20 protein-coding genes are annotated in these 16,347 nt (G+C 66.4%); 4 read left to right on the top strand and 16 right to left on the bottom strand.

Annotated features, from left to right (window positions below; all coding sequences use genetic code 11):
* Positions 1-616: 616 nt before the first annotated feature.
* Together QMZ92_RS23705 and QMZ92_RS23700 are read left to right on the top strand one after the other, a co-directional pair.
* On the top strand, positions 617-1,333 hold the full coding sequence (locus QMZ92_RS23705) for a helix-turn-helix domain-containing protein (protein ID WP_283299529.1): 717 nt from the start codon (positions 617-619) through the stop codon (positions 1,331-1,333).
* A gap of 2 nt (positions 1,334-1,335) precedes the next feature.
* Positions 1,336-1,809: an NUDIX domain-containing protein gene (locus tag QMZ92_RS23700; protein ID WP_138055517.1), complete on the top strand. Its 474-nt coding sequence runs from the start codon at positions 1,336-1,338 to the stop codon at positions 1,807-1,809.
* Here the strand turns inward: QMZ92_RS23700 and QMZ92_RS23695 are convergent.
* Positions 1,797-2,369 carry an HD domain-containing protein gene (locus QMZ92_RS23695; protein ID WP_138055518.1) on the bottom strand — a complete coding sequence of 191 codons (573 nt, stop codon included), beginning with the start codon at positions 2,367-2,369 and terminating at the stop codon, positions 1,797-1,799. The genes QMZ92_RS23700 and QMZ92_RS23695 overlap by 13 nt on opposite strands.
* 1 nt (position 2,370) lies before the next feature.
* Positions 2,371-2,832 carry a GntR family transcriptional regulator gene (locus tag QMZ92_RS23690; RefSeq protein ID WP_138057747.1) on the bottom strand — a complete coding sequence of 154 codons (462 nt, stop codon included), beginning with the start codon at positions 2,830-2,832 and terminating at the stop codon, positions 2,371-2,373.
* 483 nt (positions 2,833-3,315) lie between these two features.
* Between QMZ92_RS23690 and QMZ92_RS23685 the strand changes: the two genes are divergently transcribed.
* Positions 3,316-4,485, top strand: a complete 1,170-nt coding sequence (locus QMZ92_RS23685; RefSeq protein WP_283299458.1) for an ImmA/IrrE family metallo-endopeptidase — start codon at positions 3,316-3,318, stop codon at positions 4,483-4,485.
* A gap of 5 nt (positions 4,486-4,490) precedes the next feature.
* Here the strand turns inward: QMZ92_RS23685 and QMZ92_RS23680 are convergent, their stop codons facing one another.
* The 14 genes from QMZ92_RS23680 to QMZ92_RS23615 all read right to left on the bottom strand — a co-directional run bounded on the left by QMZ92_RS23680 (position 4,491) and on the right by QMZ92_RS23615 (position 15,288).
* The gene (locus QMZ92_RS23680) at positions 4,491-5,171 is read right to left on the bottom strand and encodes a nitrogenase component 1 family protein (protein ID WP_283299456.1); all 681 of its coding nucleotides are present in this window, start codon (positions 5,169-5,171) and stop codon (positions 4,491-4,493) included.
* Positions 5,172-5,417: 246 nt separating this feature from the next.
* The gene (locus QMZ92_RS23675) at positions 5,418-6,899 is read right to left on the bottom strand and encodes a PD-(D/E)XK nuclease family protein (protein WP_283299454.1); all 1,482 of its coding nucleotides are present in this window, start codon (positions 6,897-6,899) and stop codon (positions 5,418-5,420) included.
* 245 nt (positions 6,900-7,144) lie between these two features.
* Positions 7,145-8,344 (bottom strand): competence protein CoiA family protein, encoded by a 1,200-nt coding sequence (locus QMZ92_RS23670; RefSeq protein WP_283299452.1) that lies wholly within the window; start codon positions 8,342-8,344, stop codon positions 7,145-7,147.
* Between the two features lie 590 nt (positions 8,345-8,934).
* Positions 8,935-10,089 (bottom strand): site-specific integrase, encoded by a 1,155-nt coding sequence (locus QMZ92_RS23665; RefSeq protein ID WP_283299451.1) that lies wholly within the window; start codon positions 10,087-10,089, stop codon positions 8,935-8,937.
* Complete coding sequence (locus QMZ92_RS23660) at positions 10,089-10,277, bottom strand: helix-turn-helix domain-containing protein (RefSeq protein WP_283299449.1); 189 nt, start codon at positions 10,275-10,277, stop codon at positions 10,089-10,091. Before QMZ92_RS23660 ends, QMZ92_RS23665 begins: the two co-directional genes overlap by 1 nt.
* Positions 10,274-11,557 carry a replication initiator gene (locus tag QMZ92_RS23655; protein WP_283299528.1) on the bottom strand — a complete coding sequence of 428 codons (1,284 nt, stop codon included), beginning with the start codon at positions 11,555-11,557 and terminating at the stop codon, positions 10,274-10,276. Before QMZ92_RS23655 ends, QMZ92_RS23660 begins: the two co-directional genes overlap by 4 nt.
* Before the next feature lie 145 nt (positions 11,558-11,702).
* On the bottom strand, positions 11,703-11,888 hold the full coding sequence (locus QMZ92_RS23650) for a hypothetical protein (protein WP_283299447.1): 186 nt from the start codon (positions 11,886-11,888) through the stop codon (positions 11,703-11,705).
* Positions 11,889-11,890: 2 nt separating this feature from the next.
* Positions 11,891-12,094 (bottom strand): hypothetical protein, encoded by a 204-nt coding sequence (locus tag QMZ92_RS23645; protein WP_283299445.1) that lies wholly within the window; start codon positions 12,092-12,094, stop codon positions 11,891-11,893.
* A 91-nt stretch (positions 12,095-12,185) separates the two neighbouring features.
* Positions 12,186-12,500, bottom strand: coding sequence for a SpdD-like protein (locus QMZ92_RS23640; RefSeq protein WP_283299443.1), 315 nt, complete (start codon positions 12,498-12,500; stop codon positions 12,186-12,188).
* Between the two features lie 24 nt (positions 12,501-12,524).
* Positions 12,525-12,683 carry a hypothetical protein gene (locus QMZ92_RS23635; RefSeq protein ID WP_017947661.1) on the bottom strand — a complete coding sequence of 53 codons (159 nt, stop codon included), beginning with the start codon at positions 12,681-12,683 and terminating at the stop codon, positions 12,525-12,527.
* Positions 12,684-12,700: 17 nt separating this feature from the next.
* Entirely contained in the window at positions 12,701-12,895 is a 195-nt protein-coding gene (locus tag QMZ92_RS23630) for a mobile element transfer protein (protein WP_283299441.1), read from the bottom strand.
* 1 nt (position 12,896) lies between these two features.
* Positions 12,897-13,091, bottom strand: a complete 195-nt coding sequence (locus QMZ92_RS23625) for a hypothetical protein (protein WP_283299440.1) — start codon at positions 13,089-13,091, stop codon at positions 12,897-12,899.
* A 20-nt stretch (positions 13,092-13,111) separates the two neighbouring features.
* Positions 13,112-13,789 (bottom strand): DUF2637 domain-containing protein, encoded by a 678-nt coding sequence (locus QMZ92_RS23620; protein WP_283299439.1) that lies wholly within the window; start codon positions 13,787-13,789, stop codon positions 13,112-13,114.
* 146 nt (positions 13,790-13,935) lie between these two features.
* On the bottom strand, positions 13,936-15,288 hold the full coding sequence (locus QMZ92_RS23615) for an FtsK/SpoIIIE domain-containing protein (protein WP_283299437.1): 1,353 nt from the start codon (positions 15,286-15,288) through the stop codon (positions 13,936-13,938).
* Between the two features lie 73 nt (positions 15,289-15,361).
* Here QMZ92_RS23615 and QMZ92_RS23610 point away from each other — a divergent pair, with 73 nt between their 5' ends.
* The gene (locus QMZ92_RS23610) at positions 15,362-16,315 is read left to right on the top strand and encodes a hypothetical protein (RefSeq protein ID WP_283299435.1); all 954 of its coding nucleotides are present in this window, start codon (positions 15,362-15,364) and stop codon (positions 16,313-16,315) included.
* The last annotated feature ends 32 nt before the right edge of the window (positions 16,316-16,347 follow it).

Here is a 16,347-nt window from a genome sequence, read left to right as displayed (position 1 = left end):
GAGGCAACCGGCCGCGGCATGCGCCGCGCAGGTGACCTGAGTCCGCGAGTCACCGGCTATCCCGGTGCGTTGCACGGCGGATCAGGCAGACGCGAAGGGCATCACCGCCCGTGCCGGTCCAGCACAAGCAGCGCCCAGGTACTTAACTGCCGCATCAGAACTCCTCTTCTCGCCAGTCATTTGGGGTGGCGCACTGCAAGGGGGGCTTCCTCCCCACTCTCCGGCCGTTGCTCGCGGTCACCGGGCCACCTCGCCAGTACGGGTCGAAACCCTGTTTCACCTGGCCTTTAGCGGGATTGCAGCGTCCCCGCCCTCTGCTGATGAGCAGCCCAAAGAAGGCCCCTCAGGTGTTGCTGGGAACGTCGAGCCGTAGGCTCGATGCAGTACCTCTATTACAGGTACTGCATTGAGCTCCGTCAAGTCTGACGGCGGACTCCCCGCTCCTCGCGCCGGGACTTCTTGGCGCACCATCAGAATCGGTGCAGGTGGGGGGCGTTGTTCACCTCGCGCATGGACACCTGGGGGTCATCTCGCTACCGTCAGGACGTCCCTAGATGTCCCACCGGGGGTTGAGGTGTCCAACGAGCGCTTACGGTCCGCCCTCTTGGCCCAAGGCATGACCGTGCAGGACCTGGCCGAAGCGATCGAGGTCAACCCGAAGACGGTTGAGCGCTGGATCACGCAGGGGAAAGTCCCGTACAGGAGACATCAGTACGCGACCGCGTCCGTGCTCAAAGTCGAGGTGACGACCCTGTGGGAGGACTCCCGCATGGTGGATAGCGCCACCGACTTGAGCAAAGCGGAGATCGTGACGGTCTACCCGCATCGGCACATGGTGCCCGCCGGCCTGTGGCGGGAGATCTACGGCCGGGCTACGTCGCATGTCGACGTGCTCGTCTACTCCGGACTGTGGCTCTCGGAGGATCCGCTCTTTCACGACCTGCTCAAGACCAAGACGCAGGGGAACGCTCAGGTGCGCATCCTGCTCGGGGACCCCGACTGCGCGGCGGTGAAGCAGCGTGGCATAGACGAGGGCCACCAGATCATGGACGGCAAGATCCGCAACGCGCTGATGAACTACCGCCCGCTGTTCCAGAGCCACCCGGACATCGGCTTCCGTCTCCACGACGCGACGCTCTACAACTCGCTGTTCCGTGCCGATGACGAGATGCTCGTGAACACCCACGTCTACGGCATCGGCGCGTATATGGCACCCGTCCTGCACCTACGGCGCCTACCAGGCGGCGGCCTCTTCGACACGTACGCGAATAGCATCGAGCAGACCTGGGGAGGCGCGCGCCAGGTGACGGAACACGACCTCACGGGAGCCTGAGCATGGGACGCATCGACTACCTTCACGACCCCGAAGCCCCGCCGGCCAACTCGGTGGTTCCGTCCGTCGTGGCGTTCTTGCAGAACGACGCAGGCGAGGTGCTGGTCATCCAACGGTCCGACAACGGCCGCTGGGCGCTCCCCGGTGGCGGCCACGACGTCGGAGAATCCATCAGCGACACGGTCGTGCGAGAGGTCTGGGAAGAGACCGGAATCAAGGCCGAAGTCGTCGACATGTCGGGGATCTACACCGACCCGGGTCACGTGATGCTGTACGACGACGGCGAGGCGCGCCAGCAGTTCAGCATCTGCTTCCGCGCCCGACCCATCGGCGGGGACGTGCGTACGAGCAACGAGACGACACAGGTCCGCTGGGTGGCCCCGGCAGACCTGGCAGAACTCGACATCCACCCCACGATGCGGCTCCGTATCGAGCACGCCATGGACCGGACCCGTACGGCTCCCTACATCGGCTGACGCTTCAGCGTGGCGACCCGTTCGAGCACACGGGCAGTGCAGGCCAGGATCTCCGGCTCAGCGCGCCGGATGAACGTGCCGATCAGGCTGTCCGACCCGTACCGCCCCGCGATCTCGTTCACGCGGTCGACGGGATTCGTCGGGGTCCCGTCCGGCGTCGTATTCATATCGCAGAAGCAGAGCGCGTCGGAGAGCTCCGCATCCTCCCGTGGGAACTCGGATTCCAGTTCCTCGCGCAGGCCCCGGGCCTCAGCCTCCATCCAGGCACAGGAGTGATGAGCCACGAGACGGGTCACGCGAGCATCAGCGTTGGCGACGTCCCGCAGGTGCCGGGCTCCGTCGAGCGGATGGAATCCGGTCTTGGCAAGGTCGGGGGAGTAGCCGATGTCATGGAGCACCGCCGCGGCCTCCAGCAGCTCGGCATCGTCGCCCAAGATCGGCGCGATGACCCGAGCACGCTCGGCGACCCCGAGCGAGTGCGCCCACCGCCGCGGTAGCGGCTCGGCGAGCAACGACTCCGCGAGCGGATAGGCCCAGTCGGTCAGTCCCGCGCTGCTCACGCTACGAACGCTCCTCTCGGCCCGGCAGGGCCAGTACAGTTCGCTGCTTTCCCTGCTGGCTCGCCGACAGCAGGCCGGCTGCTTCGAGCTTGTCGAGCGCTTTGGCCACCGTTGGGCGTGAGACACTGAACCGTGTAGCCAGGGTGCTTGTGCTGGGGAACCTGTCTCCCACGTTCAGGTTGTCCGAACGAATCACCTCAGCGACCAGCTCGGCCAGCGGACGGCGGTCCCGGTCCTGCCCCGGACGAACGACGCGCCACCGCCCTCCTGGCACTCGCTCGGCACGCCCCTCCCTCTCAAGCACGCCAAAGACGCGCAGCGCGACGCCGCGTGAGACGCCATGCTCGCGCATGAGCTCCACAGCTGACGGCAGCTCGGCCATCTCTGGCTTGGCGTCGATCTCCGCCTTCACTACATCGGCGATCTTGAGGAAGGTTCCGCGAGGGCTGGCCTCCTGCGACACGCGCTCTCCCTTCTCGTGCTCGTCGTCACGCACAAGCGTGCCATGGCATCCTCCCGTGCCTGGGGTCAGGCGTGCCTGGTTCGAGAGCTATGGCGGCGCAACTTTCCCTGCCGCCTCAAGGCACGCGCACGGCGCGGGCACGCGCGCGGAGGCGGCGCGCTGCGTGCATGCAGGCGGGGAGGGAAAGCACGCTGTCGCTGGGGCGGTCGGCGCACGCCATCCTTGGTTAACGTACAGCGGCACGCTCACGCCCCTTTGCCAGACAGCACAGGTCAGGATGGATGACCCCTACCGCTGCCAACATGCAGTTCCCTACAGTCACACAGCACGTCCACGACAGAGCCACTGTCAGTGGTGGGCACTAGTCTTAGCTGTATCAAGTCCGCGGACCAGTGCAGCTGCCTGTGCGAGTACAAGGACTCTGCCACACTGGGTAGTAGATGTGGACGGCCGAGACTGAAGGACACGGCGGAAGGGGTGATGATGGCAGCAACCAGCACGCGCGAAGAGCGTTTCAAGCACACCCTTAATACGCTAGTCACGCGTGAAGGCGTTACACCGGAAACCCTGCTTGACCTGCTGGGGTCCAAGGAATCATATACTGCGTTGACTTCTGGTTCCCGCCTTCCTTCCGCATACGAAGCAACTTTGTTGAGCGCCTTTTTCAGAGTGGCTCCCGGCTTGCTACTCCAAGGCGACGAACCATCAATGGGAGTAAGCCTACGGCTTGGAACCGTTGAGGGAATTCACGACGTTAGCGATGTCGTTTCTCACGCTACTAAATTGCTGGCTACGGATCGTCTGACACGCGACTGGGGTTGCGCTCAGCCCATCATAGACGTGGCAAGCTTCGCCCCATCGAAGGTTTGGCATGACCGTTACGCCGGCGAGAGAACTGCCGCGCGCCTGAGGGCCTACCTAGACTTCAGCGAGACTGAGCCAGTAGAGGACCTAACGGGTCTAGTTGAGAGCCTCGGCGTCCCGGTCGAATACAGGAAACTACCAGACCAGGTCCATGGGATCTCAATCCCCGAAAAATGGGGAGACCAAGTTTCCTGGGTCGTAGTAATCAACTCAAATGACGTTTGGTCGAGACAACGTTTCACTTTGGCTCACGAACTTTGTCACGTCCTGCAGAATGATCCCGGCCAAGTGATCGTCGACCGCGCAAAAATGCAAGACCTGCGCCCCGAAAGGATTGCAAACTCCTTTGCGCGGCACTTCCTGCTGCCAGAAGAAGCGCTTTTGGGGAAACTGGAGCAGTGCGGAGCAATTTCGACCAAGGTCCAAGCGGCTGCACTAATTGCGGACATTGTTCTGACTTACGGGGTGAGCCGCGACGCCGCGATGATTGCGCTTAGTGAAGCCGCAGAAGACGTCTTCGAAACATCGCTCATGAGGTTTTGTCAGACAGCTCAAGTCGGCGACCTGATGCGCCTTTCGGGAAATTCCACCGTGTGGGATGAGTTGAATTCAACCCGAGGGCAGAACTTCCCCTCGGAGCGGCTATCCCAACAGGTCCTCGATGCTTACGCTGAGCAACTCGTAAGTCTGCAAGCTGTTGCAGACGTCATCGCTGATGGTTCTGTCGAGGACGCTCGCTTGCAGCTGAGCGAGGCCGGGTGGGATATGAACCAGCGAGTGATCGGTTAACCTGGTCAACCGCAGAGTCGGCATGTATCGCCGTGCTTCAAGCAGCGGAAAGCACTTGCGGCAGTCGGCTGACGATACGCAGGGACGGTAGCGAACGTCCGTGTCACCTCGTTGAAGCTGTTGAACAGATCTGCAGCGTCCATCGGATCAGCTTCGCACCCGAGCTCGGCCAGGAGCTGCCCGAGATCCTTGCAGGGGATGCCGTAGCTCTCCGCGACTGTGATCGCGCCACCGTCATTCGTAAGGAGCACGGTCTTGCCCCCGAGCTCTACGATTCGCGCGGCACAGACAATGCTGTGTGTCTCCCCGGCATGCTTGTGCGCAGAGGCCACAGCATCCGTGGTCCTGCCGGCACGTTCAGCTGCGGCAGCATCGATTCCTCGCAACTTCCTTAGCACCTGGTCGAGTTTGTCGAACGTGTCGAACGTGTCCGACCCAGTCGGAAGGGGGCATTCCGCGATCCGTCCATCATTGAGGTATCGGACGACGGTATCGGCACCGCTGCACAGCAATCGCGTCTGGGGCGTACGCTGCGCTTCGGATGTCCCCGAGAGCCGCCTGATCTCCGCGGCAACTGCCTGAGTTACCACGAGAGATGCCCCGTAGAGATCCAAGATCTTGTCGAGCAGGACTGGCCTGCGCGCGAGCGCGCAGAGCAGCCCGGTGTCTGCCCATGCCCGGTACACATCCACATGGTGCCGCGGCAGAGCAGGGGAAGTTGAGGTGCGGATACGTGCTTGCGTCCTCGGCTGGAGGCTTGGCCGCCGAAGGGCCATCCCCTTCGGAGAGGGGCGCTCCAGATCGTCCAACTCCCCCTCCGGCGACTTCTGATGTGCGCCGACGAGGTGTCAGAGCATCGTTCCTAGGGTAGCCGCCGCACCGAGTGGATGCACATGCCTCCGGCTTACCGAAGCTCTGAACGGCTGAAGGAGTCACGGGAGGCGAAACTGGTCATCATCGGCCTCGTCCGCGTTCGCATCGGGACACCAACCGCGGACGGGACACCGCCGGCAGTGCTCGCCGGGAGCGCTATTCCAGGTCGTATCCCGGTGCCACTTCTTGGCGCGCAGGCGCACTTCAGCCTTTGCCATGCGCAGTAGTCGAGCATCGCCAAGGTCCCAGGAGAAGACACGACTATCCTCTGAAGTCAGAACTTCCAGCTCAAGCCGCGCTTTGTCGCTCTTGTAGGGACCCCGGTACCCACTACCGATCAGATTAAGAAGCCAAGGTACCGCGAAGAACCTGTCAAAAGCTTCTTGTGTATTCCCTGGAAGACTCAAGGTAGTCGTCTTGGTTTCTCTGATCACGAAGGTGTCATCAGAATCCACATACAGCAAGTCAGGCTTGCTGACAACTACAACATCCGCTTGGGCGTCATATCCGTATACCGATACCTCGCTCCCGATTACCCGGGCCCCTTCTCTAAGTGGGCATATAACGGCATGCTGCGTAACATATTCACGAGAGTCCAGGTAATCGCCTTCATCGAGATCAGGAGGAAAATTACTGTCAATGGCATCGAGATCACTTGGATCGCACCCGTAGCTGCTCGTATGAGCTTTAGCTAGCCACTCATGGATGACTCTGCCCCGCCTTGAGGAAGGTGGTGCATTCGATTCCGGCGGCAAGTTATTCGAAATCAAGTACCATTGGGCAGGGCATTTTTCGTAGACCTCCAAGTCGCGCGCGCTGACTGACCGGGTAGCCAGACCTTTACGGGACTGTCCGAGAAACCCGTCTAGCTTCTCCAAAGAGGTGCAGCACCCTGCAATTTTGCATCCTCCGCAGCTATTTCCAGGAGTTGGCTTATTCGACGTGACGATCTTTCTCGCTATAGGAAATACTTTGGCTGCATACAGCGACTCTGCCATTGAAGGGCTGCCGTCGAATAGGGTCTCCATGGACCCATCAATCAGACCGACTTCTACAACGCGAATCCGCTCCAAATTCCCTCGAGGTCGAAACAGCCCCGCGACGTGCGCCGCCGTGATCGCCCAGGTCTCGGTATCCTTTGCCGCTGGGCGAGCTTGGCCGAAACGGAGCTTACGAACTTCTCGGACACCAGATTCGCTGTCGTATACGGGTGCCCAGACCGTCAGCTGATTTGACGGGAAGCTGGTGTCTGGGACCACCATTGGGTCACACACTCGGAGTCTGAGAGTCCCCAGTTCAGATTCTGATGTTTCATGGCAGTTGAGATAATTCTCAATAGCTCGGACTATGTAGTTTCTGTCTCCGGCGTGCAACTGATACTGGGATAGCTCGATCTGCACCGCCCTATTAAGCGATTCCCAGTCGGAGGATCTCAGAACATCGTGCAGCCTCAGGCTTACGTCGCGGACAATGCCGAGGACAAATGTCTGTGCGTCGTCCCGTCTGCGCACCCAGTCTGTTGGTTTGAGCTTGGGACGCACCTTCAGCGCTCCATGCAAGCCACATCCATGAGGCAGCCTTTGCACATCCGACGCACTCACGCGAAGTAGGTCCGACTGCCCGCTGTACCTCGGCCCCACACCCGGCGCTGCCATCCCGCCCCCTAGCTGCGCAACGTCACGATGAATGTCACAGAGTACGCAAGTATGGCAGGAAGGGAGCCCTGTCAGCCTCCGGGCCAGGGTGCGGGAGTTGGGCAGAAGCCCCCTCACCTCCCCGGGTCGACTCAGCCTGCTGCTTTCTCCTTGCAGACCTTGTGGCTGGGTCTCCCGTGGTCATCTACCAGGCTCGCTGGTTTGCCGCAGTACTGGCATGGCTGAGGCTGCGGAAGCCAGTGCGACTTGGCGCTCCAGTCCAGCAGGGCAGGGGCTGCACCCACCGGCTTCTGGGGTTGGTATGTCCGTTGCGTAGGGATAGTAACCGCGGAAGCGTCGAGCCGCTGCCCCCGGTCAAATACCTCGCGCTGCGGCGATCGATGGTCGCTCTCCTGCCCATACCGGCAGATGCGCTCCATCTCCTGCTCGCTGATGGAGGACGGGACGGCCCGCCGCTTGTTCCCCTGCATCAGGTCGTCCTCGGTAGGCAGCCCGCCGACACTCGCCGCGTAGAGGTCCCGGTCAGCCGGCCTGGTCCAAAATCGGTTCATCCAGCGGCTCTGCGGAACGATGACTGGTACCCAGTCCCCGGCAGCTGAACCGCGGACTAAGTCGTCCAGAGTCGGGTTATAGACCTCCCAAATGCCGTGGAAGTTGCTGCACTTGCCGGTCCTCTTCACCGGGCAGGGGCCTGGAACGCGGGAGCAGTGCAGCATCTCGAGAATGCGCACGCCACCAGCTACGCGGATCTCGTGTCCGGCTCTGATCTCCTGCCACGGACGGGGAACGATCAAGGACCATGGTGCGCCGCGCAGCACCTCGGACAGCTTCTTTGCCGACGTCGTCCAAGAGGGGACGAGACCGTCCCGACGAGCGAGCGCTGCGCGTTGTCTCACCGCGGGTTCGGAGATGTTCGATACCTGGATCTCCCATCCGACGGCGACATCCCCGATAACGGTGACATCGGTGCGTCGGGCACCGTCGTTGGCGCGGTCTTCGGTGACGACGCGGAACCCTTCCCGATCGCCCGTCGTGGCGATGCGCTCCTTCAGGGCCTTGTGCTCATCGCTCTCTGACTTGGCGGGATGCTTTCCGACGGACGAGTTGAAGTGCACGGCCTCTCGCTGCCCGCGCCGGATACGTAGGAACATCCACTCGGGGCAGTGGGGGCGCTCTTCGCGGCATTCCAGGCATTGCAGCCCACGCTGCCCTACCGGCCGCCTGTCTCTGCAGAGCACCTCCCACAGATCGGGCATCTCGGGGTGCCCGAGGTCCTCAAGCGTGAGGTCAATCTCGATTCCCAGTTCTACGTGCCAGACGCCGTTCGCCACAGATGTCCCCCACCCGATAGCAATGCGAGGAAGGTGCTGTTCTCAAGGTAGGGCCCACCACTGACACAGGGCAGAGCTCGGCCCGGCCGCCGTGTGGTCGTCTTCACCGCTTGCTGCCGCCCTCACGTCAGCCAATGTCGTCGATGTGCGCCGTCCGCGTACACCCAGCAGATCCAGCAGGCTTCCTCCCTGACTCCACGCAGGTCTCTTGAAAGGGGGACTTTGGCTGGCCAGCAGCGCGGTACTGCACGCCGCAACCGGGCCCGCCCGGTAGCGTCGAGCGGGCACACGTTGTCGCTGCTCAGAGCAAGCTGCGCTCGGAAGGCGCAGTGATGCCCGTACTCAGGTTGTTGCTGGAGGTGACGGCAGTACCTGACGGCAACGCAGACGCACGAGGACACCCGTCAGTACTCGTTCGCGCATTGGTCGTGCCGCGGGGGTGAGACCGGCCGCAGATGCGTGAGTCGGCCGGTCGAACTTACAAAGCAGATGTCGGCGGTTCGAAACCGTCCGCGCCCACCAGCACGAAGGCCCCCAACCGATCATGGTTGGGGGCCTTTGACATCTACTTCTGACATCAACGCGGGCGTTCACTCACGGCCGGGCCGCCGCTTGAGTAGCCGGTCCATGTGGCTGACAGCCTCGCGCTGTGTGTCCTGGACGACGTGCGTGTAGACGTTCATCGTCACGGCGATCTGACTGTGCCCGAGGATCTCCATCACGACGCGGGGAGCGACCCCGGCCGCGGTGAGGAGAGTCGCGCAGCCGTGCCGGGCGTCGTGCAGCCGGATGACGCGGAGGCCGGCGGAGTCGGCGACCCGAGTGAACGAGCGGTACAGGTTGCGCGGCTCGATCGGTTGACCGGTGCGCGTGGTGAAGACGTAGCCGGTCTCGTTCCAGTCGGCCCCGGCCCGATCGCGCTGAGCAGCCTGCCGCATGCGCTGCCAGCGTAGGGGAGCGATGCAGATCGCGGGGAGCGGCAGGGTCTGCTTCCGCCGGCGCCCCTTGGGGTCGTCCTCGTACACCTCACCGCGGACGCGCTGGCGCTGAGTGCGAACCCGGATCTCCCGCTTGTCGAGGTCGAGGTTCTCCCAGCGGAGACCGACGATCTCACCGCGGCGGAAGCCGAGAGCGATGGCCAGCACGAAGGCCGCATAGAGCGGGTCCTTTCGAGCGGCGCCGAGGAAGTCGAGCGTCTCGTCAAGAGACCACGGCGACATCTCGCGGGCGTCGACCGACGGAGGCTCGACCAAGGTCGCCACGTTGCGCATGACCAGCTCCTCCCGACAAGCAGCGGTCAGGGCCGTACGCAGCACCCGATGCGACTCCTTGGCCGTCGCCGTGGTGGTTTTCTTCTCCAGCTGGACAAGGAGGCGCCGGACGTCGGCAACGCTCAGTGATTCGAGCCGCTTTGAGCCGAGCATGGGAACCAGGTAGAGCCGCACGTGTACCTCGTACTTGGCGAACGTCGTGCGCTTCCGGCGCGGCTTGATGATGTTCTCCAGCCAATACGGCAACCACTCCGAGAGCTTCGCCGACTTGGTGGGCACGGGCACGCCCTGGTCCACCTTGTCGAGGAGCTCCCGGCGCTTAACGTCGCACTCCGCCCAGGTCTTGCCGTAGGCGAACTTCCGGGCGCGGGTGCCGTCCGGCTGGAGAACGTAGACGGCAGCCTGATAGCGGCCGTCCTTCCGTTTGGTGATGGTGCCGGCGCCGTTGGGGTTGCGCTTGCGCTGGGAGGCCATCAGGCCGCCTCCTCGATCTGGCCGAGGATGAAGTCGCGGACAGCATCGGCGGGGATTCGGCGGGCGCCGTCAATCTTGATCGAGGTCAGGCGACGTGAGCGGATCAGGTCGTAGACCTTGGAGCGGCCGAGCTTGAGCCGTGCCATGACCTCAGGCACGGTGAGCAGTTCGGCGGTTGCGGTGGTCATGCGGTGGTGTCTCCTTCCTGCGGGTCGTGTGCGAGTGAGGCGGCGAGCCATTCCTCGCTGCGGGTGAGTCCGGTGCCGGCGAAGGCCCAGTGGGCGAGGACGAGGGTGGTGTCGTCGTCGGCGGGGTCGGCAGTGGCGTCCTGGTCGCCGCGGGCGATGGCGGCTTGGAGGCGTCGCCATTCGGCGCGGGCGGTGCGGAGGGCGCCGAGGGTGGTGGAGTAGCGGCGGGTTTTGGTGGAGAAGTGGCCGCGGAAGCCGAGCATGTGGGCCCAGGCGCGGAGGCGGAGATCTTCGAGGTCTTTGCGGGCGCCGAGGGTCCAGGCGGTGCGGATGAGGCGGCGGGCGTGTTCGGGGATGGACTTGCGGCCGAGTTCGGCGAGGAACTTGAGGGGGCGGTCGAGGGTGCCGGTCGCTGTTTCGGCGCCCTTGGTGGCGTACTTGGCGATGTAGGCGGCGACGGCGCGTTCGGTCAGTTCCGTGCCTGCGTCGAGGTCGGCGGTGCGGATGGGCCGGATGTCGAGCTGGGTGCCGAACGCGAAGGTGTGTGCACGGCCGTCGATGACGGGGCCGGGCACCACGGCGGCGGTGGTGGCGGCGCGGATGGCGTCGGTGAGGAGTTCGGCGCTCGCCCAGGGCGGGGGCGGTGTGTCGCCGCCGTCGGGGCCGTCGAGGCGGATCACGGCGTGGAAGTGGATGGCGCCGCGGCGCTGGTACTCGGCGACCTTGGCGAACGACACCCGGGCGTGCTCCTTGAAGGCCCGTTGCGAGAGGCCGGCGCGCTTGGCGACTTCACGGCGCAGATAGATGGAGAAGCGGGCCCAGATCTTGGAGGCGTGCGCGTTCCAGAGGACGGCGGCTTCGTAGTCGTAGGTGTCGGGGTCGAGCGGTGTGCCGAGTTCGGGTGCGTCGGCCGGGTGCTGAGTGCCGCAGCGGCAGCGGCCCTTGGTGGGGCGGTTGTGGACGGGGCCGAAGCTGGGGGCGGTGAAGGTGGCGAACACCCGGGGGTGGGTGGCCACGCGTTCGGGGGTGCCCTTGCCGCCTCGCAGGCCTGCGGTGATGAGCTGGTAGGTGTCGCGGCGGTAGGTCTCGGCGCAGGTGGGGCAGCGGGTGGTGCGGCGGTTGTTGCAGCGTACGAGGAGGTGTCCGGCGGGCAGGTCGCTGGCGGTGAGGTGGTGCAGGATCTCGCCGGTGGTGGTGTGGACGTCGGTGCGGTGGCCGTCGAGGCGGATCGGGGTGGTGCAGCCGCCGAGGCCGCGGAGCTGGCGCATGAGGCCGGGCATGGTGCCGAGCGAGGCGAGGAAGGCGAGGTCACGCAGCGGCGGTGGGGGTGGTGCGGTCGTGGTCACGGTGGTGGGCCTCCTTCCAGAGGACGAGGTAAGAGGCCGGGGCACCGGCCGGCAGAACGGCGGCTGGTGCCCCGGCGGGTTAGCGGTGGGGGCAGGTGTTGCGGTGGTCGATCCACTCGGCGACCAGGTCGCGGACGTTGTCGTCACCGGTGGTCTGGCGGGCGGTTCCGCAGCGGCAGGCGTAGGACCCGGTCGCGGGGAAGTCCCGGGCAGGCTTGGCGATGTGCACGCCCGGCAGGCCGGGGGCGGGCGCGAGGTCGGCCACGGTTAGCGGGTGAACGCGGCGTCGGCGGCGTCCTCGAGGAGTTGGCGCAGGGGCGGGATGGTGCCGGTGCCCTGGCAGGTGCGGCAGTGGGCGGTGATGGTGCGGCGCCGGCCGTTGTGGTCGCGGCCGCCGAGGGTGACGGCGGCGGAGGCGAAGCCGTCGCAGGAGGGGCAGATGCGGGCCGGGGCGTGGCGGTGCTGGGGCATGATGGGTGGTCCTTCCGGTTGATGTCGGGTAGGGGCTGGAGCCGTCCGGGCGGCGGAGACTTGGCGGTTTCAGGGCCGCCCGGAGGGCCGGTTAGCGCTTGTGCTGGTTGTTGAGCAGGGAGCGCAGGACGACGGCGCAGACGGCGACCGAGGCCGCGGTGACGGCGACCGCGAGGAGCATGGAGACCAGGACGGCGCCGACGACCAGGACGACGGCGGTGCCGGCCCCGACGAGGGCGAGCGCGGTGCCGGGGGTGAGCTGGACCGTGGGCCGGGCCGGTGCCGCCGGGGCGACGGGGACCGGGGCCGGGGTGGGGGTGTGCTGGATGATCGCGGTCGGCTCGACGGCGGGCGGGGTGACGATGCCGGTGGGTGTCGGCATGGTGGGGATCTTCGGTCGGAACATGGGTGCTCTCCTTTCTGCGGTGGGCTACTTGCTGATGGCGGTGTCGATGACGGGGGCGAGGAGGCTGTCGGCGAGGAGGAAGCCGCCGAGGAGGAGCACGGCGACGAGCCACCAGGGCGGGCGGATGAGTTTGATGCCGAGGGCGCCGACGACGATCAGGGCGAGCCAGAGCGGTACGTCCACGAGTGGGGTCCTCCGGTTCAGTTGGTGATGCGGCAGCGGTGGGTGCGGGCGGCGAGCTGGGCGGCGGACTGGGTGGAGTAGTCGGCGGACCAGCCGCAGTTGTCGCGGGAGCACACGGCGGCGTATTTGGTGCGTCCGTGGCGGTCGCGGTGGGTGCCGATCTGCACGGGGCCGATCCGCATGACGGAGTGGAAGAAGTCGCGGGCGGGCATGTCAGTCGCTCTCCGTTCGGGTGGTGGTGGGGTCGGGGTAGGTGGCGCGGATGCCGGCGGCGGTGGCGGGGTCGGTGGTGCGCTGGGCGGCTTCCTCGGCGAGCAGGTGGGCGAGGTAGGGCCGGTTGGCGGCGGTCATCTCGCGGGCGCCGTCGAGGTAGTCGGTGGCGGTCAGGTCGGCCGGGTCACGGGTCACCGGTGTTGCTCCCTTCGAGGTCAGGTGAGGTGGGCGGCGAGTTGGTCGGCCATCGGGCCGGGCAGGCCGAGGCGGTCGCGCAGGGTCGCGGCGTCGATCGGGGTGCCGGTCGAGGCGCGGTGGGAGTCGGCGAGCTTGCGGGCGTGGTCGACGAGGGCGGGCGGCACGTCCGCGGGCGGTGCGGCGGGCAGGGCCGGGACCGGCTCGGAAGGTTCGACCGCATCCGGCACGGGCACGGGAGCGGGCTCCGGTTGGGCCGGCACAGTCACCGGCTCGACCACGGGCAGCGGCTCGGGCTCGACGTCGTCGGTGCCGGCAGCGGCCGGGGTGGGGGTGTGGACGAGGAGGGTGCCGCCGAGGAAGGCCAGGGCGGGCCATCCGGCGACGAGGATGCGGAGCCAGTCCGGTACGTCGTTGAGGTCGAGGAGGCCCGCGGTGGCGACGTTGGCGCCGAGCGAGGCCGCCAGGGCGACGGCGAACCAGGACCAGGCCGCGCGGGCCGGTTCGCCCTGGTCGCGCAGGAGGCGCAGGCGGCGCCAGGCCGCGACGAGGAGCAGGTCGACGGAGACGGGGTAGGCCCATGCCTTCCATCCGTCCTGGCCCGCGGCGGCGGCGAGGTCGTGCAGGTGGGCGAAGGACAGTGCCCCGGCGATGACGGCTTGGACGAGAACGGCGTCCAGGCGGACCTTGCGGAACATGGGTCTTCACCTCCTTGAAGGGGGTCGGGCCGGGGCCGGACGTACGGCGGGGTGGTCGTCGGGCCCCGGCGGGCTGCCGTTTGGCATGGCGGGGGTAGGGACCTGGCGCGTGACGGTCGCGCCGACCATGGAGCAGAGGGGAACGGTCAGGCGGTGACGGGAGCCGAGGCCGGGGCGGGGATCTCGGCTGGTGCCGGGTCGGGAAGGGCCGGGCGGAAGCGCTCCAGGCCGTCCAGGACCGGGGTGCGGTGGGTGTGGGTGGCGCAGGTGTTCACGGCCTGGCGGAGCGTCGTGAACGGGGTGCGGATGCGGACCCAGCCGCCCGAGGAGTCACCGGCGACGGCCAGGCCGGGCCGCTCGACCGGGATCTGGGTGGTCGCCAGGACCGCGTCGGGGGAGATGTCGCCGAACGCCATCTTGGCGGAGGCTTCGTCGTTGACGCGGTGCGAGACGCGGCCGGTGAGCTGGGCGCGGAGCATGGTGATGCCGTCGCCGAGTTCGGCGCCGAAGCGCTGGCCGCAGATCTCGACGTAGATGCCGGCGGCGCGGCCGAGTTGCACCAGGCGCACGAGGGCGGTGACGATCCGCTCGCGGCGCTTCTTCTCCGCCGTGGTGGAGAACAGGGCCAGCTCCGCGACCTCGTCGACGAAGAGGACGACCGGCACCGGCCGCACTTTCTCGGGCAGGCCCCAGATGTCGGCCGTGATCTCCGCATCCGGGGTGTCCGAGCTGATCCGCTGCTCGTGCCGGATCACTTGGTAGATGTCCGCCATCCGCCCCACCAGGGCTTCCAGCAGTTCGGCAGCGTCGTCCGGGTTGTCGGCGAGGGCGGAGAAGCGGCGGGCCAGCGGGGCGAGTTCCACACCCTCCTTGCAGTCGATCCCCACCAGCGCGACATGCCGGGAGGCGAGTTCCTTGACCAGGTTCCGCTGGTAGACCGACTTCCCCGACAGGGTCGCGCCCAGGTTCAGCGCGTGCGGCACCTCCCGGTAGTCCCGGAAGTGGACCTCCCCGTCCTCCCGCAAAGCGACCGGCACCCGCAACCCGGACGTCTCGACGCTGAGCGGCATCTGCACGCGCCGCAGCACGTCGTAGCCGGTCATCCGCAGCTCGACCACCCCGGACTTGATCTCACGCGAGGCGACGCCGTGCATGGAGAAGGAGTGCCGCAGCCGGTCCGTCGAGGCGGCGAAGTCGAAGGCGTCCTGCCCCGGCTGGAGCTTGAGCCGCAGCACCAGCCCGGTACGCGTCGGACGCATCCGCAGGATCCGCGGGGCCCGGGGATCGGGGACCGGCCGCCGGGCGAGCCGGGCCAGAGTCAGCCGCAGCCGGGACGGCGGCACAGTCAGCCCACACGCATCCATCACCGAGGCATAGCGGACCACCACCCGGACCATGGCGAGCGTGACACCGATGCTCAGCCAGTACCAGGCCGGGCGCAGCCGCCGCAGCACCAAAGCCGCACGACGTTCTACGGAGTGGAGGGCTTCAGCGAGCATCACGCCCCTTGCTGGGCCGGGTCGCGCGCGGGCTAGGGTCGGCGCCATTGGACCACCAGGAACAGGAGACGCCATGCCGCCAGGGAACGCGCAGCAAGACACCACCAGGGACCAGTTGACCGGGCCCCGGCCGCTGGCTCCGTTTCCCTGCGATGTCGAGGCCGTCTTTCCGGAGTTGATCGGTACGGCGCGCGATGTCACCCTCCTCTACCCCCGGGCCGGGCAGCCGGGACCGGGTGAGAGCTCTATAGGCGGGCCGCTGCTGTGGCCGACCGACGAGCCCTGGCCGATGTGCGCCGAACCAGGGCACTACAAGCCGCTCGACCCGCCCGTCGGGCCGGAGCCGGTCGCGATGGTCCCGGTAGTCCAGTTGTACGCACGGGATGTGCCCGGCCTCGTCTTCCCCGCCGGCGCCGACCTGTTGCAGATCCTGTGGTGCCCGCTCGTTCATGAGGACGATCAGTACGCGGCCAACCCCCGGCTCCGTTGGCGCAATGCGGCCCTGACGGCTGCGGGCGCCATGGCCGGGGAGCCGCCTCGCCCGCATACCGCGGACGAGGACTACCTGCCTCGCCCATGCACCGTTTCCCCCACTCCGGCCGTGGAGTACCCGAACTGGGACCTGCCGGAGGGACTCGGCGAGTTGCTTGGCCAGCGGTTCGAGGCCCAGAAGGAGGAAAAGGGCTACGACTACTTCGAAGTCGCCACCACGCAACAGAGCAAGGTCGGGGGCTACCCGGGGTGGACTCAGCAGCCCGACTGGCCCGACTGCGCAGGCTGCGGCACCCGCATGGAACACCTGCTCAGCGTCACCGCGACAGAGCCGGGCATGGGACGGTGGCTCCCTCTGGATGACTGGGCCTCCAGCCAGGATGAGACCGTGACTCCGTGCTGGATGGCCGAGGCCGATCCCGCTGCCCTCGACGCGTTCGGGCACGACATGGCCCTGGGCGACCTCGGCGGCATGTATTTCTTCGTCTGTCGAGGCTGTCCCGACACCCCCTACACCCACCGCTACGACTGTTGAGGCCCGCACGGTCGAGTCGCGCGCCCGCGATG

Source organism: Streptomyces sp. HNM0645 (assembly GCF_030056615.1).
Lineage (GTDB): Bacteria > Actinomycetota > Actinomycetes > Streptomycetales > Streptomycetaceae > Streptomyces > Streptomyces marianii.
This window is presented reverse-complemented; position numbering and strand designations above follow the sequence as displayed.